The organism is Streptomyces xylophagus, assembly GCF_000716435.1.
GTDB classification, from domain to species: Bacteria; Actinomycetota; Actinomycetes; order Streptomycetales; family Streptomycetaceae; genus Streptomyces; species Streptomyces xylophagus.
On sequence record NZ_JNWO01000007.1, the window covers coordinates 738266 to 751787 of the forward strand.

12 protein-coding genes are annotated in these 13522 nt (G+C 70.6%); 4 read left to right on the forward strand and 8 right to left on the reverse strand.

Annotation, left to right across the window (positions count from 1 at the left end):
• The first annotated feature begins 94 nt into the window (after window positions 1–94).
• Together OO70_RS18270 and OO70_RS18275 are read left to right on the forward strand one after the other, a co-directional pair.
• Complete coding sequence (locus OO70_RS18270) at window positions 95–892, forward strand: phosphatase PAP2 family protein (protein WP_043671626.1); 798 nt, start codon at window positions 95–97, stop codon at window positions 890–892.
• The gene (locus OO70_RS18275) at window positions 889–1854 is read left to right on the forward strand and encodes a DMT family protein (protein WP_043671629.1); all 966 of its coding nucleotides are present in this window, start codon (window positions 889–891) and stop codon (window positions 1852–1854) included. The genes OO70_RS18270 and OO70_RS18275 overlap by 4 nt, the downstream gene beginning before the upstream one ends.
• A 6-nt stretch (window positions 1855–1860) precedes the next feature.
• On the opposite strand, the gene OO70_RS18280 is transcribed toward OO70_RS18275, so the two are convergent.
• The 6 genes from OO70_RS18280 to OO70_RS18305 form a co-directional block, all read right to left on the reverse strand.
• On the reverse strand, window positions 1861–2691 hold the full coding sequence (locus OO70_RS18280; protein WP_043671634.1) for a phospholipid scramblase-related protein: 831 nt from the start codon (window positions 2689–2691) through the stop codon (window positions 1861–1863).
• 52 nt (window positions 2692–2743) lie between these two features.
• The gene (locus tag OO70_RS18285; protein ID WP_043671637.1) at window positions 2744–4798 is read right to left on the reverse strand and encodes a phosphocholine-specific phospholipase C; all 2055 of its coding nucleotides are present in this window, start codon (window positions 4796–4798) and stop codon (window positions 2744–2746) included.
• 159 nt (window positions 4799–4957) lie between these two features.
• Window positions 4958–6190 carry an ABC transporter permease gene (locus OO70_RS18290; RefSeq protein ID WP_043671640.1) on the reverse strand — a complete coding sequence of 411 codons (1233 nt, stop codon included), beginning with the start codon at window positions 6188–6190 and terminating at the stop codon, window positions 4958–4960.
• Window positions 6187–6936: an ABC transporter ATP-binding protein gene (locus tag OO70_RS18295; protein WP_078651467.1), complete on the reverse strand. Its 750-nt coding sequence runs from the start codon at window positions 6934–6936 to the stop codon at window positions 6187–6189. Before OO70_RS18295 ends, OO70_RS18290 begins: the two co-directional genes overlap by 4 nt.
• A gap of 35 nt (window positions 6937–6971) precedes the next feature.
• Window positions 6972–8246 carry an efflux RND transporter periplasmic adaptor subunit gene (locus OO70_RS18300; RefSeq protein ID WP_106971695.1) on the reverse strand — a complete coding sequence of 425 codons (1275 nt, stop codon included), beginning with the start codon at window positions 8244–8246 and terminating at the stop codon, window positions 6972–6974.
• The gene (locus OO70_RS18305; protein WP_043671645.1) at window positions 8243–8818 is read right to left on the reverse strand and encodes a hypothetical protein; all 576 of its coding nucleotides are present in this window, start codon (window positions 8816–8818) and stop codon (window positions 8243–8245) included. The genes OO70_RS18300 and OO70_RS18305 overlap by 4 nt, the downstream gene beginning before the upstream one ends.
• A gap of 91 nt (window positions 8819–8909) precedes the next feature.
• Here OO70_RS18305 and OO70_RS18310 point away from each other — a divergent pair, with 91 nt between their 5' ends.
• Entirely contained in the window at window positions 8910–9611 is a 702-nt protein-coding gene (locus OO70_RS18310) for a response regulator transcription factor (protein WP_043671648.1), read from the forward strand.
• Window positions 9601–11361: a sensor histidine kinase gene (locus OO70_RS18315; RefSeq protein ID WP_043671651.1), complete on the forward strand. Its 1761-nt coding sequence runs from the start codon at window positions 9601–9603 to the stop codon at window positions 11359–11361. Before OO70_RS18310 ends, OO70_RS18315 begins: the two co-directional genes overlap by 11 nt.
• A 1-nt stretch (window position 11362) precedes the next feature.
• On the opposite strand, the gene OO70_RS18320 is transcribed toward OO70_RS18315, so the two are convergent.
• On the reverse strand, window positions 11363–12421 hold the full coding sequence (locus OO70_RS18320; protein ID WP_043671655.1) for an NAD(+)/NADH kinase: 1059 nt from the start codon (window positions 12419–12421) through the stop codon (window positions 11363–11365).
• 196 nt (window positions 12422–12617) lie between these two features.
• Window positions 12618–13466: a helix-turn-helix transcriptional regulator gene (locus OO70_RS18325; protein WP_043671658.1), complete on the reverse strand. Its 849-nt coding sequence runs from the start codon at window positions 13464–13466 to the stop codon at window positions 12618–12620.
• Window positions 13467–13522 lie beyond the last annotated feature (56 nt).

Consider the following 13522-nt stretch of genomic DNA (forward strand, 5'->3'; position numbering starts at 1 on the left):
GAACGAACTCGTACCGATGAGTTCGGTCCGCCGGAAGGGTCACAAGCCCGGCCAGCACCACCACACGCACCACCGTCAGCGAAGGGGCCGGGGGATGAATGCCCGAACCGAGCCTGCAGAGAAGGAGACCGGCGCGATAGCGCGGCCTCCGCTCGTCCGTGAGCTCCTGCTCGTCGCAGGGCTCTTCCTCGTCTACAAGTTCGGCCGCCAACTGGCGACGGGCCACACCGGTGAGGCCCTGCACAACGCCCACCGCGTATGGGACCTGGAACGGACCCTGCGAATCCCCGGCGAGGGCGCGGTGCAGTCGGTACTGCTGCACAACGACACCCTCGTGCACATCGCGAACACCTTCTACGCGACCGTCCACTTCCCGGCCACCGTCGCCTTCCTGGTCTGGCTGTACCTGCGACGCCCGGCGCACTACGTCTGGGCCCGCCGGGTCCTGGCGACGCTCACCTCGGCCGCCCTCGTGCTGCCCTTCGTGTTCCCCCTCGCACCCCCGCGCATGCTGGCCGCGACGGGCCTGGTCGACACCGCCAAGGTCTACGGCCCCTCGGTGTACGGTCCGCCGACCAGCGACCACCTCTCGAACCAGTTCGCGGCGATGCCCTCGCTGCACTTCGGCTGGGCCCTGATGGTGGCGATCGGCCTGATCGTCGCGACCCGCTCGCGCTGGCGCTGGCTGTGGCTGCTGCACCCGCTGGTCACCCTGGTGGTGATCGTGGGCACCGCGAACCACTACTGGCTCGACGCGATCGTGGCCGCCGCCATGCTCGGCATCGCCCTCGCGTTGATCCACCCGCCGCACCGCACGGCGACCACGGCAGGACGCGGTCAGCCGGGGCTCGCCCCCGAGAAGCAGCCGGTTCTCGTCGGAGCCGGCCGATGAACGCCACCCTCGTCGCCGTCGTCCTGTCCCTGTTCTCGGCCGTCGCCTACGCGGCCGCCGCCGTGGCCCAGGAACGGCTCGCGTCCCGCAACTCCGACGCGGGCATGCTGCGGCTGCTCGCCACCGGATCGTGGTGGGGGACGGTCGTATTGAACGCGTCGGCCGCGCTGCTGCACGTCGTGGCCCTGAAGTACGGCCCGCTGACCGTCGTCCAGCCGCTGGGCGCGCTCACCCTCGTCGCCGCGGTGCCGATGGGCGCGCGGGTGGCCGGGCGTCGGGTGAGCATGGTCGAGTGGCGGGGCACCGCCCTGACCCTGCTGGGTCTGTCCGCGCTGCTCGTCACGGCGTCCGGGCCCCAGCCCGAGGAAGTGCTCAGCGTTCCGCAGGCGTTGATGGTCGCGGGCGCGACGTCCGCGCTGATCGGACTGCTGGCACGACGCGGTGCGAAGCCCGGGCTGCGGCACGCCTCGGCGTCCGGTGTCGCCTCGGGTGTCGCCTCCGCGCTCACGCAGACCGTGACGGTCGCGGCGACGGACCGCTCGGGCCCGTTGCTCAGTGCGCAGGTGGTCGGAGTCGCCCTGCTGGTCGCGGTGTTCGCGGCAGGCGGGCTGCTGCTCTCGCAGACGGCCTACCGGGGCGGTCTCGGCGCCCCGCTCGCGGTGGTGACGCTGGCGAACCCGGTGGCCGCCGCGGCGATCGGCCTCGCGCTGCTGGGCGAACGCCTCCAGGGCGGCGCGGCCGGCATCCTGCTCGCGCTGTTCGGGGCCGGACTCGCTTCCTGGGGTGTGGTGCTGCTGACCCGGGTGGTCCCGGTCGTACCCCTGATGCACGAGTACGACGACCACGATCATCCCGTGGCCGCCGTACTGGCGCTGGAGGCTCAATCAGCTTCTCCGGAACCGGCGTTGATGCCCCGGCAGCCGGACCGGCGGTCCGAGCCGGGGCATCTCACCGCACTGTGACCGGGGTCAGCCGAGGCCGCGCGAGTCCTGCTTGAGCGCGGTGTCGACGGTCAGCGCCGTCGCCACCACCAGGCTCAGCAGCGGCTCGGGCAGCTGGTAGTGGATCTGCAGGACGTAGTTGTCCGCGGTGGTGAACATCGTCTTGGCGAGGCCTTCCCAGGTCTTGGTGATCCGGGCGACCTCGTTGTCCGCGTGGTCGACGATCGCGAAGTTCCACGCCCGCCAGTTCTCCGCCTTGATCGCGCCGACCTGCTGGCCGTTCGCGAACATCCCGAAGTTGATCTTCCCGATCATGTTCTGCTGGACGATCTCGCCCACCGGCGAGCCGTCCGGACGGGACACGATCACCTTGGACTTCATGATCTTCGCCGGCCGGGTCAGCACCAACTGCGGCTGCCCGTGGGCGTCCCGGATCTCCAGCCGGTGCGTCATGAACTGGTCCAGGCTGGAGACGAAACGTATGGCCTTCTTCAGCGCGCTCTGGCCTATCTCGCTGACCGAGCCGATCAGATTGCCGTTCTGATCCATGACCTTGTACTCGTTGGTCAGCTCGATCAGCTTGGCCTTCTGGTTCACCACGAGGACCGGCTCGGTGAACAGGCTGCCGCCGCCGGGGCCGCCCCCGGCGACCCCGGCCTGCTGCTGAACCTGCTGCTTCACCTGGCGCTGGGCCCGCGGATCCGGCCCCGCCTGCTGCTGCGGCACGGCCTGCGGCTGCGCCTGCTGGTCCGCGTTGGTGTGCTCGGTCCACTTCGCGCCGTCCCAGTAGCGGAGGGTCTGGGGCGCTCCGTGCGGATCCGGGTACCAGCCTGCAGGTGTGTTCGAATGCGTGGTCACCGGGGCACACTACCGCGAGTGCCCCGGAAAACAACCGGCTTCACAAAGCCCCTCAAGCGGTGACGATCGCCGGGTCGCTGACCCCCGGACGGCCGTTCTCGACATGTCCGGCGAATCGCCGCAGGAAGCTCGCATTGCCGTCGGAGGTGACCGTCAGGTCGTACCAGCGCTTGCTCGCGCCCAGGTCGAAGGTGTGGCGCACGGTGGCGCCCGCCCGCACCTTGAAGGTCCGGCTGCGGCCGCCGTAGCCGTTGACGACCTTCAACTGCACTGTGCCGGAGCCCTTGTTGGTGAAGGTCAGCTCGACGTCGTCGCCGCAGTTCCGGGCGGTGACCTCGGGGCCCGCACTCTTGCCGGGGCCCTTGAAGACGCGCAGGAAGCCGTTCGGGCCGTGCACGGTCAGGTCGTACGAGCCGTTCGAGTACGCCGAGTTCCAGGCGTCGGAGACCTTCTTGCCGGCCTCGGTGGTGTAACTCCAGGGCCCGTCGGTGCGGTTGCCGGAGGTGACCAGGAAGTTGGCGCCCGCCTTCGCGCCGGAGGCGAAGGTCAGCGTGAACTTCCCGGCCGCCGTGTCCGCCGAACCGTCCACCGCGGGCGCGTACTTGAGGGGCCGGGCCGGACGCAGTCCGCGCTCTTGCTTGGGCAGTACCGGGTTGGCGGGCGGGGTCGGCACGTAGTCGGGGTGACGGGTGTTGTCCGGCGGCTGGTAGCCGTCGGTGTCCGGGAGCGGGACCTTCTTGGTGTCCTTGTGGGAGAAGTCGAAGGCGGTGGTCAGGTCGCCGCAGATCGCGCGCCGCCAGGGCGAGATGTTGGGCTCGTGGACACCGAAGCGGCGCTCCATGAAGCGGATGACCGAGGTGTGGTCGAAGGTCTCCGAGCAGACGTAACCGCCCTTGCTCCAGGGCGAGACGACGATCATCGGCACCCGCTGGCCGAGGCCGTAGGGACCGGCCGGGTGGCCGGCGTTGCCCGCGAAGAGGTCGGGGCCGACGTCGACGGTCGACTTGCCCTGCGCGGCGGAGCCCGGCGCGAACGGCGGGAGCAGGTGGTCGAAGAACCCGTCGTTCTCGTCGTAGGTGATGAACAGGGCCGTCTTCGCCCACACCTTGGGGTCGCAGGTCAGCGCGTCCAGGACCTGGGCGACGTACCAGGCGCCGTAGTTCGCGGGCCAGTTGGGGTGTTCGGTGAAGGCCTCGGGGGCGACGATCCAGGAGATCTTCGGCAGCTTGCCGCCCTTGACGTCGGCCTTCAGCTGGTCGAAGAAGCCCTCGCCCTTGGTGGCGTCGGTGCCGGTGCGGGCCTTGTCGTAGAGCGGGTCGCCGGGCTGGGCGTTCTGGAACTGCTTGAAGTAGAGCAGCGAGTTGTCGCCGTAGTTGCCGCGGTACGCGTCCTGGATCCAGCCCCAGCCGCCGTTGGCGTCGAGGCCGTCGCCGACGTCCTGGTAGATCTTCCAGGAGACCCCCGCCTTTTCGAGACGCTCGGGGTACGTCGTCCAGCTGTAGCCGGCCTCGTCGTTGCCGAGGACGGGGCCGCCGCCCTGGCCGTCGTTGCCGGTGTAACCCGTCCACATGTAGTAGCGGTTGGGGTCGGTGGAGCCGATGAACGAACAGTGGTACGCGTCGCAGATGGTGAAGGAGTCGGCGAGCGCGTAGTGGAACGGGATGTCCTCACGGGTCAGGTACGCCATCGTCGTGGAGCCCTTGGACGGCACCCACTTGTCGTACTTGCCGCCGTCGAACGCGGCGTGCCCGTCGTTCCAGCCGTGCGGGAGGTCCTGGATGAACTGCAGGCCCAGGTCGTCGGCCTCGGGGCGGAAGGGCAGGATGTCCTTCGTGCCGTCCGACTGGTACCAGACCGGTTTTCCGTCCTGCCGGGTCACGACCGGACGGGGGTCGCCGAAGCCCCGGACGCCTCTGAGCGAGCCGAAGTAGTGGTCGAAGGACCGGTTCTCCTGCATCAGCACGACGATGTGCTCGACGTCCTCGATGCTCCCGGAACGGTGGTTCGCGGGGAGCGCGGCGGCACGCTCGATGCTGTTCGACAGTGCCGTGAAGGCCGTGGTGGCACCCGCGAGTTGGAGAAAGCGACGCCGATTGACTTCGGACATGGGTGAGGCACCTCTCATCCTGACGCGCGGCCGGCCGGAACATGGCGAAATGCGCGCGGTGCGAGTGTTCCAAGAGCAACAAACGTCAGGGAAGGGTCTGGTGGCGCCCATGTGAAAGTCGTCCGTACGTGCGGGGGCGGGTCGACATCGTCACCTGCCTCACGCCGTCGCCAGAGCCTCCGTCGGGGTCAGCCGGGAGGCCCTGATGGAGGGGTAGACGCCGGCTGCCATGCCGATCAGGACGGCGCCGCCGAAGCCGCCGGCCAGCGCCGGGAGCGGGATCACCGGGGGCCAGCCCTGATAGGTGGCGTAGCCGACGGTGGCCAGGACGCCGAGCACGGTGCCGGCCAGGCCGCCGAGGCAGGACAGGGCCACGGACTCGGTGAGGAACTGGCCGCGGATCTGGCCCCTGTTGGCGCCCAGTGCCCGCCGTAGGCCGATCTCCTTGCGGCGTTCGAGGACCGAGATGACCATGGTGTTGGCCACCCCGATACCGCCCACCAGCAGAGCCACTCCGGCGAGGCCGAGGAAGAGCGCGGAGAACGTCGTCTCGGTGGCGCGCTTCGCGGCGAGGGCGTCCGACGGGCGGCTGACCTGGACCATGCCGGGGAGTTCGGGGTAGATGGTCGGGGCGAGGACGTTGCGTACGGCGTCGATACCGTCCTCCCTTGCCTTGACGTAGATGACGGTCGGGTGGCCGGTGAAGCCCAGCTGGGTACGCGCCGCGTCCCAGCCGACCAGCACCGAGCGGTCGATGTCGGGTGAGAGCGGGGTCCGAGCGAGGACGCCGATGACTGTGAACCAGCGGTGGTTGATGTAGATCTGCGGGGCGGGCTGCCCCGGTACCACCTTCGCGACGCCCATCCGGGTGGCGGCCACCGAGCCGAGGACGGCGGTGGGGAACCTCTCGGTGCTCGCGCTGAGGTAACGCCCGGACTGGACCTCGGCGTTGATCGCCTTCAACAGGTCGGTCCTGCTCGCCAGCACGGCCAGGCCCGCGTAGTCGTCGGCGTCGACGCGGTCGTTGCGGAACACCTCGGCGTGGGTGTTGGCGACCGCGCTGGCCACCGTCACCGGGCCGATCCGGCGGACCATGTCCACGGACTGGGGCGGGAGTTGGACCGGCGGGGTCTGGTTGGGGATCGGCACCGCCTGGAGCATGTTGGTGCCGAGCGCGGAGAGTTGGTTCATCAGCGCCTTCTGGCTGGACGCCGGGATGCCGGTGACCACGATCATCGTGGCGATGCCGATCGAGATGCCCAGCGCGGACAGCGCCGCCCGCACCTTGCGGGTGTGGATGCCGAGCAGGCCGAGGCGCAGGATGTCGAGGGGGGCCAGCCGCACCGGCCTGGTGTCGGCGACGGCGAGTGCCTTCGGTGTGGTGAGGGTCATGGCCGGTGTTCCCCGTGGGTGTCGGTGAGGGTGTCTCTGCGGATGGCGAGGGTGTCGTCGGTGAGTTCGGCGACGCTCATGGACACCGTGTCCTCGCCGAGGCCGTCGGTACGGATGTCGGCGACCAGTCGGCCGTCCAGGATCTCCACTCTGCGGGGCAGCCTTTGGGCGATGTCCCGGTCGTGGGTGATGAGCGCGATGGTGGTGCCCTCGTCGTTCAGCGCGGTCAACAGGTCCAGTACGGCACGGCCGTTGACGGTGTCCAGGGCACCGGTGGGCTCGTCCGCGAGGACCAGGGCCGGGCGGTTGACCAACGCGCGGGCGATGGCCACGCGTTGCCGTTCACCGCCGGACAGTTGGTTCGGCAGATGCCGGGCGCGACGCTCAAGGCCGACCCGGGCCAGCGCCTCGCGGGCCAGCGGTTGGCGTAGGCGGCGCGGAACTCCGGCGTAGAGCAGGCCTGTTGCGACGTTCTCGGCGGCGGTCAGTCCGTCGGTGAGGTGGAACTGCTGGAAGACGAAGCCGAGTTGGCGTCCGCGCAGTGCGGAGAGGCGGCGGTCGGAGAGGGTCGCGACGTCGTGGCCGCCGATCTCCACGGTGCCGCTGGTCGGCCGGTCCAGGGTGCCCATGATGTTGAGCAGGGTCGACTTGCCGGACCCGGACGGGCCGACGATGGCGAGGAGTTCGCCCTCCTCGATGGCGAGCGAGACACCGTCCAGGGCCTTCACGCCGCCCGGGTACGCCATGCCCGCGTTGATCACGGCCAGTACCGGTCGGGTCTTCACGAGGTGGTCACCACCTTCAGACCGGCCGTGACACCGGTGCCGCTGACCTCCACCAGCCCCTTGGCGAACATCCCGGTCCGCACCGCGATCAGCCGGCCGCCGGGCAGTTGGACGGCGTAACCGCCCTCGCTCAGCGCCAACAGCGCGCCGACCGGTACCGCGAGCACGCCCTTGCGGGTCTCCGAGGTGAACGCCACCTGCACCGACGCGGAGGTCAGTTTCCGTACCGCTCCGGTGTCGCGCACCGAGACGGTGACCGTGAGTTGGGCGGGCGCCCCGCCGCCGGTGCCGGAGTCGGTGCTGTCGGTGGCGGCGGTACCGACCACGTCGACGGTCCCCTGGACGGTGGAGTTGTCCGGCAGGGTCACCGTCACCCGGTCGCCCCGGCTCATCGTGCCGACCTGGCTCGCGTCCACCGGTACCGACACCTTCTTGGTGGTCGAACTCACCGTCATCAGGCTGCCGTTGGCGTCGTCACCGATCTGGGCCTGCACCGCGCCGACCCGCACCTCACCGGTCTGCACCGTGACGTCCCCGATGCCGAGCACTCCGGTGGCGGGCATCCCGACGTGGGCCTGCCAGCGCCCGATCGCGGCGACGAGGTCGGCGGTGAGCACTCCGTCGCCCTCCTTCACCCGGACCGAGGTCGCGGTGGGCGTCGGTGTCGGGCTCGGGGAGGGGGCGGCCGTATCGCCCGCCTTGCCGGACGGCGCAGACGCGCTGTCGTCGGTCGTGCCGGTGGACTGCGTGGCGGCCGGGTGCTGAGTGACCCAGGTACCGACCGCCGGTTGCGGCCCGATGTCGTAGCCGAGCTTCTCGAGGTTGTCGGCGATCACCCGGACGTCGGGGCCGGTGGTGCCCCTGGCGTCGAGTGTGCGGTAGAGGGGGGTGCCGCCGTAGAACACCGGGACCGGGACGTTGTCCACCTTGTACAGGGTGCGGCCCCGGGACACTCTCGCCCCGGGTGCGGGCAGCCAGGTGACGAGGCCGGGCCTGGCGCCCTTGACCGGGGCCGCCTTGCTGTAGCCGAGGGTGCCGCTCAGGGTCTGGGCGTTGGACAGGTTCGTCCGGGTCACCGTCGCGGTGCCGACCCGTGCCGAGTCGGTGGCCGTCGTGCTGGGTTTCGCGGTGCCGTCCTGCCATACGGTGACGCCGAGCGCGGTCGCCGTGACGCCGGCCAGTGCCACGGCGCCGATCCGCAGCCGGCGCCTTCCGCGCCGGGGACGGGGGCCGTCGAGGTCGTCGCCGTCCGGGGCGGCGGGCCGCGTCACCGGTATGCCTTCAGCGTGCAGCGCCTGTCTAGGTCGGCCTGCTCGGACTCGCTCAGGGTCACGGGTCCGTCGTAGTTCCAGCCGGAGCCGTCGGGCAGCCCCTTGACCTTGAGGCCGCCGGCGTTGAGACACCGGACGTATTCGCGGAAGTCGTCGAGGTAGTGCGGGTTCGTGGCCGGGTCCAACTCCGGTGGTTGGAGGGGCTTCTTCGAGAGGCAGGCCTTGTAGGCGGCGTCCTTGGTGGAACCGCCCCCGGGGAACCACTGACTTGAGCCCGGCTTGTACCCGCCGGGGACACCGTGATCGCGCAGACAGTTGAGATAGATGCCGTTCAGCCGCGCCTCCTCCGCCGGAGACGTGTCCAGCCTCAGTTGGGGACGGCCCGATTCGGGGCTCGCGTCCGGCGTCGGCGAGCCGCTCGCACTCGGAGTGACGATCGAGGCGACGCCCTTGTCCTGCTTGTCCTTGGACTCGGTGTGTCCGCCGCCGCACGCGGCGAGCAGGGCGAGGGCCGCCGCCGCGCCGAGGCCGGTGAGGGCGGCGGACCGCCGTCGATGAGTGAGGTTCGACATGGCGGCACCGTGGCCGGAGGATATGAAGATCCTGTCAGACCGCCGTCAGACTTCTGTCTGGTGTCGCGGCGCCGACCTTAGGGTGAGCCGCGTGAACGCATATGTCCTGGTGGCCGAGGACGACGTCAAACAGGCCGAGGTGATCCGCCGCTATCTCACCAGCGAGGGCCACTCCTCCCTGATCGTCCACGACGGGCGCGCGGCGATCGACGAGGTGCGGCGCCGGCAGCCGGATCTGCTCGTGCTCGACGTGATGATGCCTCTGGTCGACGGGCTGGACGTGTGCCGTGTGCTGCGCCGGGAGTGCGATGTGCCGGTGCTGATGCTCACCGCCCGCAGCAGGGAGGAGGATCTGCTGCTGGGCCTGGACCTGGGCGCCGACGACTACATGACGAAGCCTTACAGCCCAAGGGAGTTGATGGCCCGCATACGCACCCTGCTGCGGCGGACACGCGCCGGGACGGCGGCCCCTGACGATCCCGTGCTGCGGATCGGCGCCATCGCCATCGACCCGGTCCGCCGTACGGTCGCCCTCGACGGACGCCAAGTGGTGTGCACGCCCGGGGAGTTCGAGATCCTCGCGGCGATGGCCGCCGAACCGGAACGGGTCTTCACCCGCCGCCAACTGCTCGCCCTGACCCGTGGGTTCGACCGTTACATCACCGAGCGCACGATCGACGTCCACGTCCTCAACCTGCGCAAGAAGATAGAGGCCGTCCCGCGCCGGCCGGCCTATCTGCAGACCGTGTACGGCGTCGGCTACAAGATCGTGGACGGCAGCCGTGCGCGCTGAAGTGCCGCTGCGCAGAAGCCTGTTGGTCCGGTTGCTCGCGACCTCCGTGATGATCGCCGTCTGCTCGGTCGCGGCCACCGCCTGGCTGGCGGCGCGCACCACCAGCAGCGCGATCCAGCAGGAGCAGGGTCAACTCCTGTCGTCCGACACGGAGATCTACGACACGGTGGTCGGCTACGCGGCCGTCCATCCGGACTGGAACGGCGTCGCCCCCACCCTGCGCCGGCTCGCCGAACGCACCGGCCGCCGCATCACCCTGACCACGCAGAGCCGCCGTACGATCGCCGCGTCGTCCGCGAGCACCTCCGCTCTGCCCACCCGGGCGTCGGCGGTCGTCGACCCTCTGCACACCGATCCGGCCCTGCTGTCGGGCGGTGAGACGGACCGGATCGACCCGCGTGCCGTCGGCCCGTACCGGCTGACCGCCGCCGAGCGGAAGAACCTGCGCCTGTGGGCGGGCAAGATCCTCGCCTGTCTGCGCGCCACGACCGGTGCCGCCACCCTCACCGAGGAGCCGAGCGGTCGCCCTGTCATCAAGCTCCCCGACAGCGCCCTGGACGGGTCCTTCGTGGACCAGGGCTGCGGTCTCGACCAGCTCGGCGTGCCCGTCCACACCGAGCTCGGGCCGCTGAACCGGCTGACCGGCATGGTCAACGACTGCCTGGAGCGCGAGAAGCAGCCCCTCGTGAAGTTCGGCATGGACTTCGTCATCCGCACGAAGGGCGACGCCCAGCTCGCCCGGACCTGCCTGGACACCGCCCGCCGCGACCAGCTCACGCCTTATGTGGCACCGGCCGCGCTGCTGTACGTCACCACTCCGGCCGGAACGGTCGTCGCCCCCGCCTTCCACCTGTCCTCCGCCAACACCGCCCGCCTCGCCGGTGTCGCCGGGCTGGTGCTGCTGGTCACCGTGGCCGTCACCGTCGTGGTCGGCACCCGGCTCGTCCGGCCGCTGCGCGCGCTCGCCGACGCGGCCCGCCGTCCGGTGGAGGAACACCAGCGGGTGCCGGTGACCACCAACGACGAGATCGGGTTTCTCGCCGCCGCCTTCAACGACCTCTCCCAGCGCCGTGAACGCGTGGAGGGCCAGCGCAAGGCGATGGTCAGCGATGTCGCCCACGAACTGCGCACCCCGCTGAGCACCATCCGCGGCTGGCTCGAGGCGGTGCAGGACGGCATCGCCACCTCCGACCAGGCTCTCGTCGACTCCCTGCTCGAAGAGGCGCTGCTGCTCCAGCACATCGTCGACGACCTCCAGGATCTCGCGGAGGCCGACGCGGGCCAGCTGCGCATCCACCCCGAACCCCTGCGCGTACGCGACCTCCTCGACCACGTCACCACCGTCCACCACGGCCGCGCCGAGACCGCGGGCGTGGCCCTCACCACCCGGACCGACGGCGACCTGGAACTGACCGGCGACCCCGTGCGGCTGCGGCAGGTCGTCGGCAACCTGGTGTCCAACGCGCTACGGCACACCCCGCCCGGCGGCAGCGTCACCCTGCGGGCGCGGCGGGCCGGGGACGAGGTGACGATCGAGGTCGCCGACACGGGGACCGGTATCCCGGCCGAGGATCTGCCCCGGGTCTTCGACCGGTTCTGGCGGGCCGAGAAGTCCCGCAGCCGGCGCACCGGCGGCAGCGGTCTCGGGCTCGCCATCGTGCGCCGGCTCACCGAGGCGCACGGCGGGACGGTGACGGTGGCCAGCACCGTCGGCGCCGGCACGGTCTTCACCGTCCGCCTTCCCGGGTGAGCTACTCGGCAGCCGGTGGCAGACGCATCCCGATGAGGTCCGGCGGGACCGGGGTGTCCGGGCGGAAGAACGGTTCCGAGGGTCCGTCCTGGGCGTTCGCGGGGGCGTCGGTGAGCCGGAACCGGTCACGCAGCCGGCCGTAGAAGTCGGTGGGGCGCAGCCGGATGAGGCGGACGCGCTGCGGGGCGCGGAAGACGCCGATCCAGTCGCCGGGGTCCAGGACTCCGCGCAGCTGGCCGTCGACGCTGACGGCGGCCTGCCCGGAGTGGGGCAGGACGCGCAGGCCGATCGGTTCGTCGGGGGCGGCGATCACACTGCGGTTGAACGTCATGTGCGGGGCGATCGGAGTGAAGACGAGGGCGTCCATGTGGGGCGAGAGGACGGGCCCTCCGGCGGCGAAGCTGTAGGCCGTGGACCCGGTGGGGGTGGCGACGACCAGGGCGTCGGCCGAGTAGGTCGCCAGCAGCCGTCCGGCCAGGTAGACGCCGACGCCGACCTGCCGGTCGCGGGCCAGTTTCTCCAGGACGACGTCGTTGACCGCGATGACGTCCAGCGCGCAGCCCCACCCGCCGCCTTCCGTGGTCTCCGGCCGGACCTGCGGCGGCGGCAGCGCGGGACCCCGCCCGTAGCGCAGCAGGGCCTCCATCTCCTCGGGGATGTCCAGGGGGCGGGAGGCGCGCATGGTCAGCGTCATGCGTTCCTCCACGATGGCCCGGCCCTCGTGCACGGCGTCGAGGGCATCGCCGATGTCGCAGGCCGGGACCTCGGTGAGGAAGCCGACCTTGCCCAGGTCGACGCCGAGCACGTCGGCCCCGCTCTTGACGGCGATACGGGCGCCGCGCAGGAAGGTGCCGTCGCCGCCGAGGGTGACGACGAGGTCGGGGTTGCCCGCGGCCTCGGCCTCCTCGCGTCCCGTACGGCGGTGGTGGTCCTTGGCCCACACGTCGATCTCCGTACAGCGGACGCCGTGTGCCTCGCTCCAGGCGTGCACGGCACCCGCCGCGTCCCGGGCGGTCTCGCGTCCCAGGTGGACGACGAGACCGATACGACGTACGGGCATGGGGTCCTCCATGGAGTGCGGTCAGGGGCGCGGGGGGTTCGGGCAGGGCGTTCGTCCGGCGGGACCGGGCTGAGCACGATCTTCCCGCGTGTGTGCCGTCGCCACACCTGTCGCTAGGCCTCCTGGACCTGATCCGGCGGGCACACCTCGCTGAGATCATGTCCGCTCCCGACGCCGTGCGGAGCGCGTCCGGGCGTTACGAGTTCGCGTTCGCCCCGGCCTTCTTCGGCTCGGTGGCCATCGCCTTCAGCGTCTCGAAGGCGGCCGCCGTCGGACTGGCCGGTTCGGCCTGATAGACGACGAGTTGCTGATGCGGGGCGCCGTTGACCGTGAACGCGGCGAACGCGATGTGCAGGTCTCCGACGTCCGGGTGCCTGAGGTGTTTGCCTTCCTGGGACTTGCTCTTGACGTCGTGCAGCTGCCAGATCCCGGCGAACTCCTCGCTGTCCGTGGACAGTTCCTCGACGACCTCGGCGATACGGGGGGATTCGGGATCGTGGCCGTAGGCGGCCCTGAGTTCGGCGACACAGGAATGCGCGGCCCGCTCCCATTCCTGGTAGAACTCACGCCCCGCCGGGTCGACGAACACATTGCGGGCGAGGTTGTCGAACGCGCCGAATCCGCTGTGCAGCGCCGTGGCAAGGGAGTTGCCCGCGAGGATGTCGAGGGCGGGGCCGAGGACGAACGCCGGGGTGTGCTGCCAGCCGTCCATCAGCTGGAGCAACTGCGGGCTGATGTCCGCCTGCCCCCGGTCGTGCGGGCGCTGGGAGGGCGCCAGGCAGAGGCGGTTGAGGTGGTCGGCGGACTCCGCGTCCAGCTTCAGCGCCTGCGCCACGGCCTCCAGGACCTGCGGGGACGGGCTGTTCTCGCGTCCCTGCTCCAGCCTGATGTAGTAGTCGGAACTGACTCCGGCGAGCAGCGCGACTTCCTCCCTGCGCAGCCCCGGCACCCGGCGTCGGCCGTATTCGGGAAGACCGACGTCCTGGGGCTTGAGAGCCTCGCGGCGGGCCCGGAGGAAATCACCCAAAGGGGTCCCATTGCTCATGCGGCAAGACTACCCGGGGCATCAATCCCGTTGCGCGAAGCGGTATTTCATGGCCT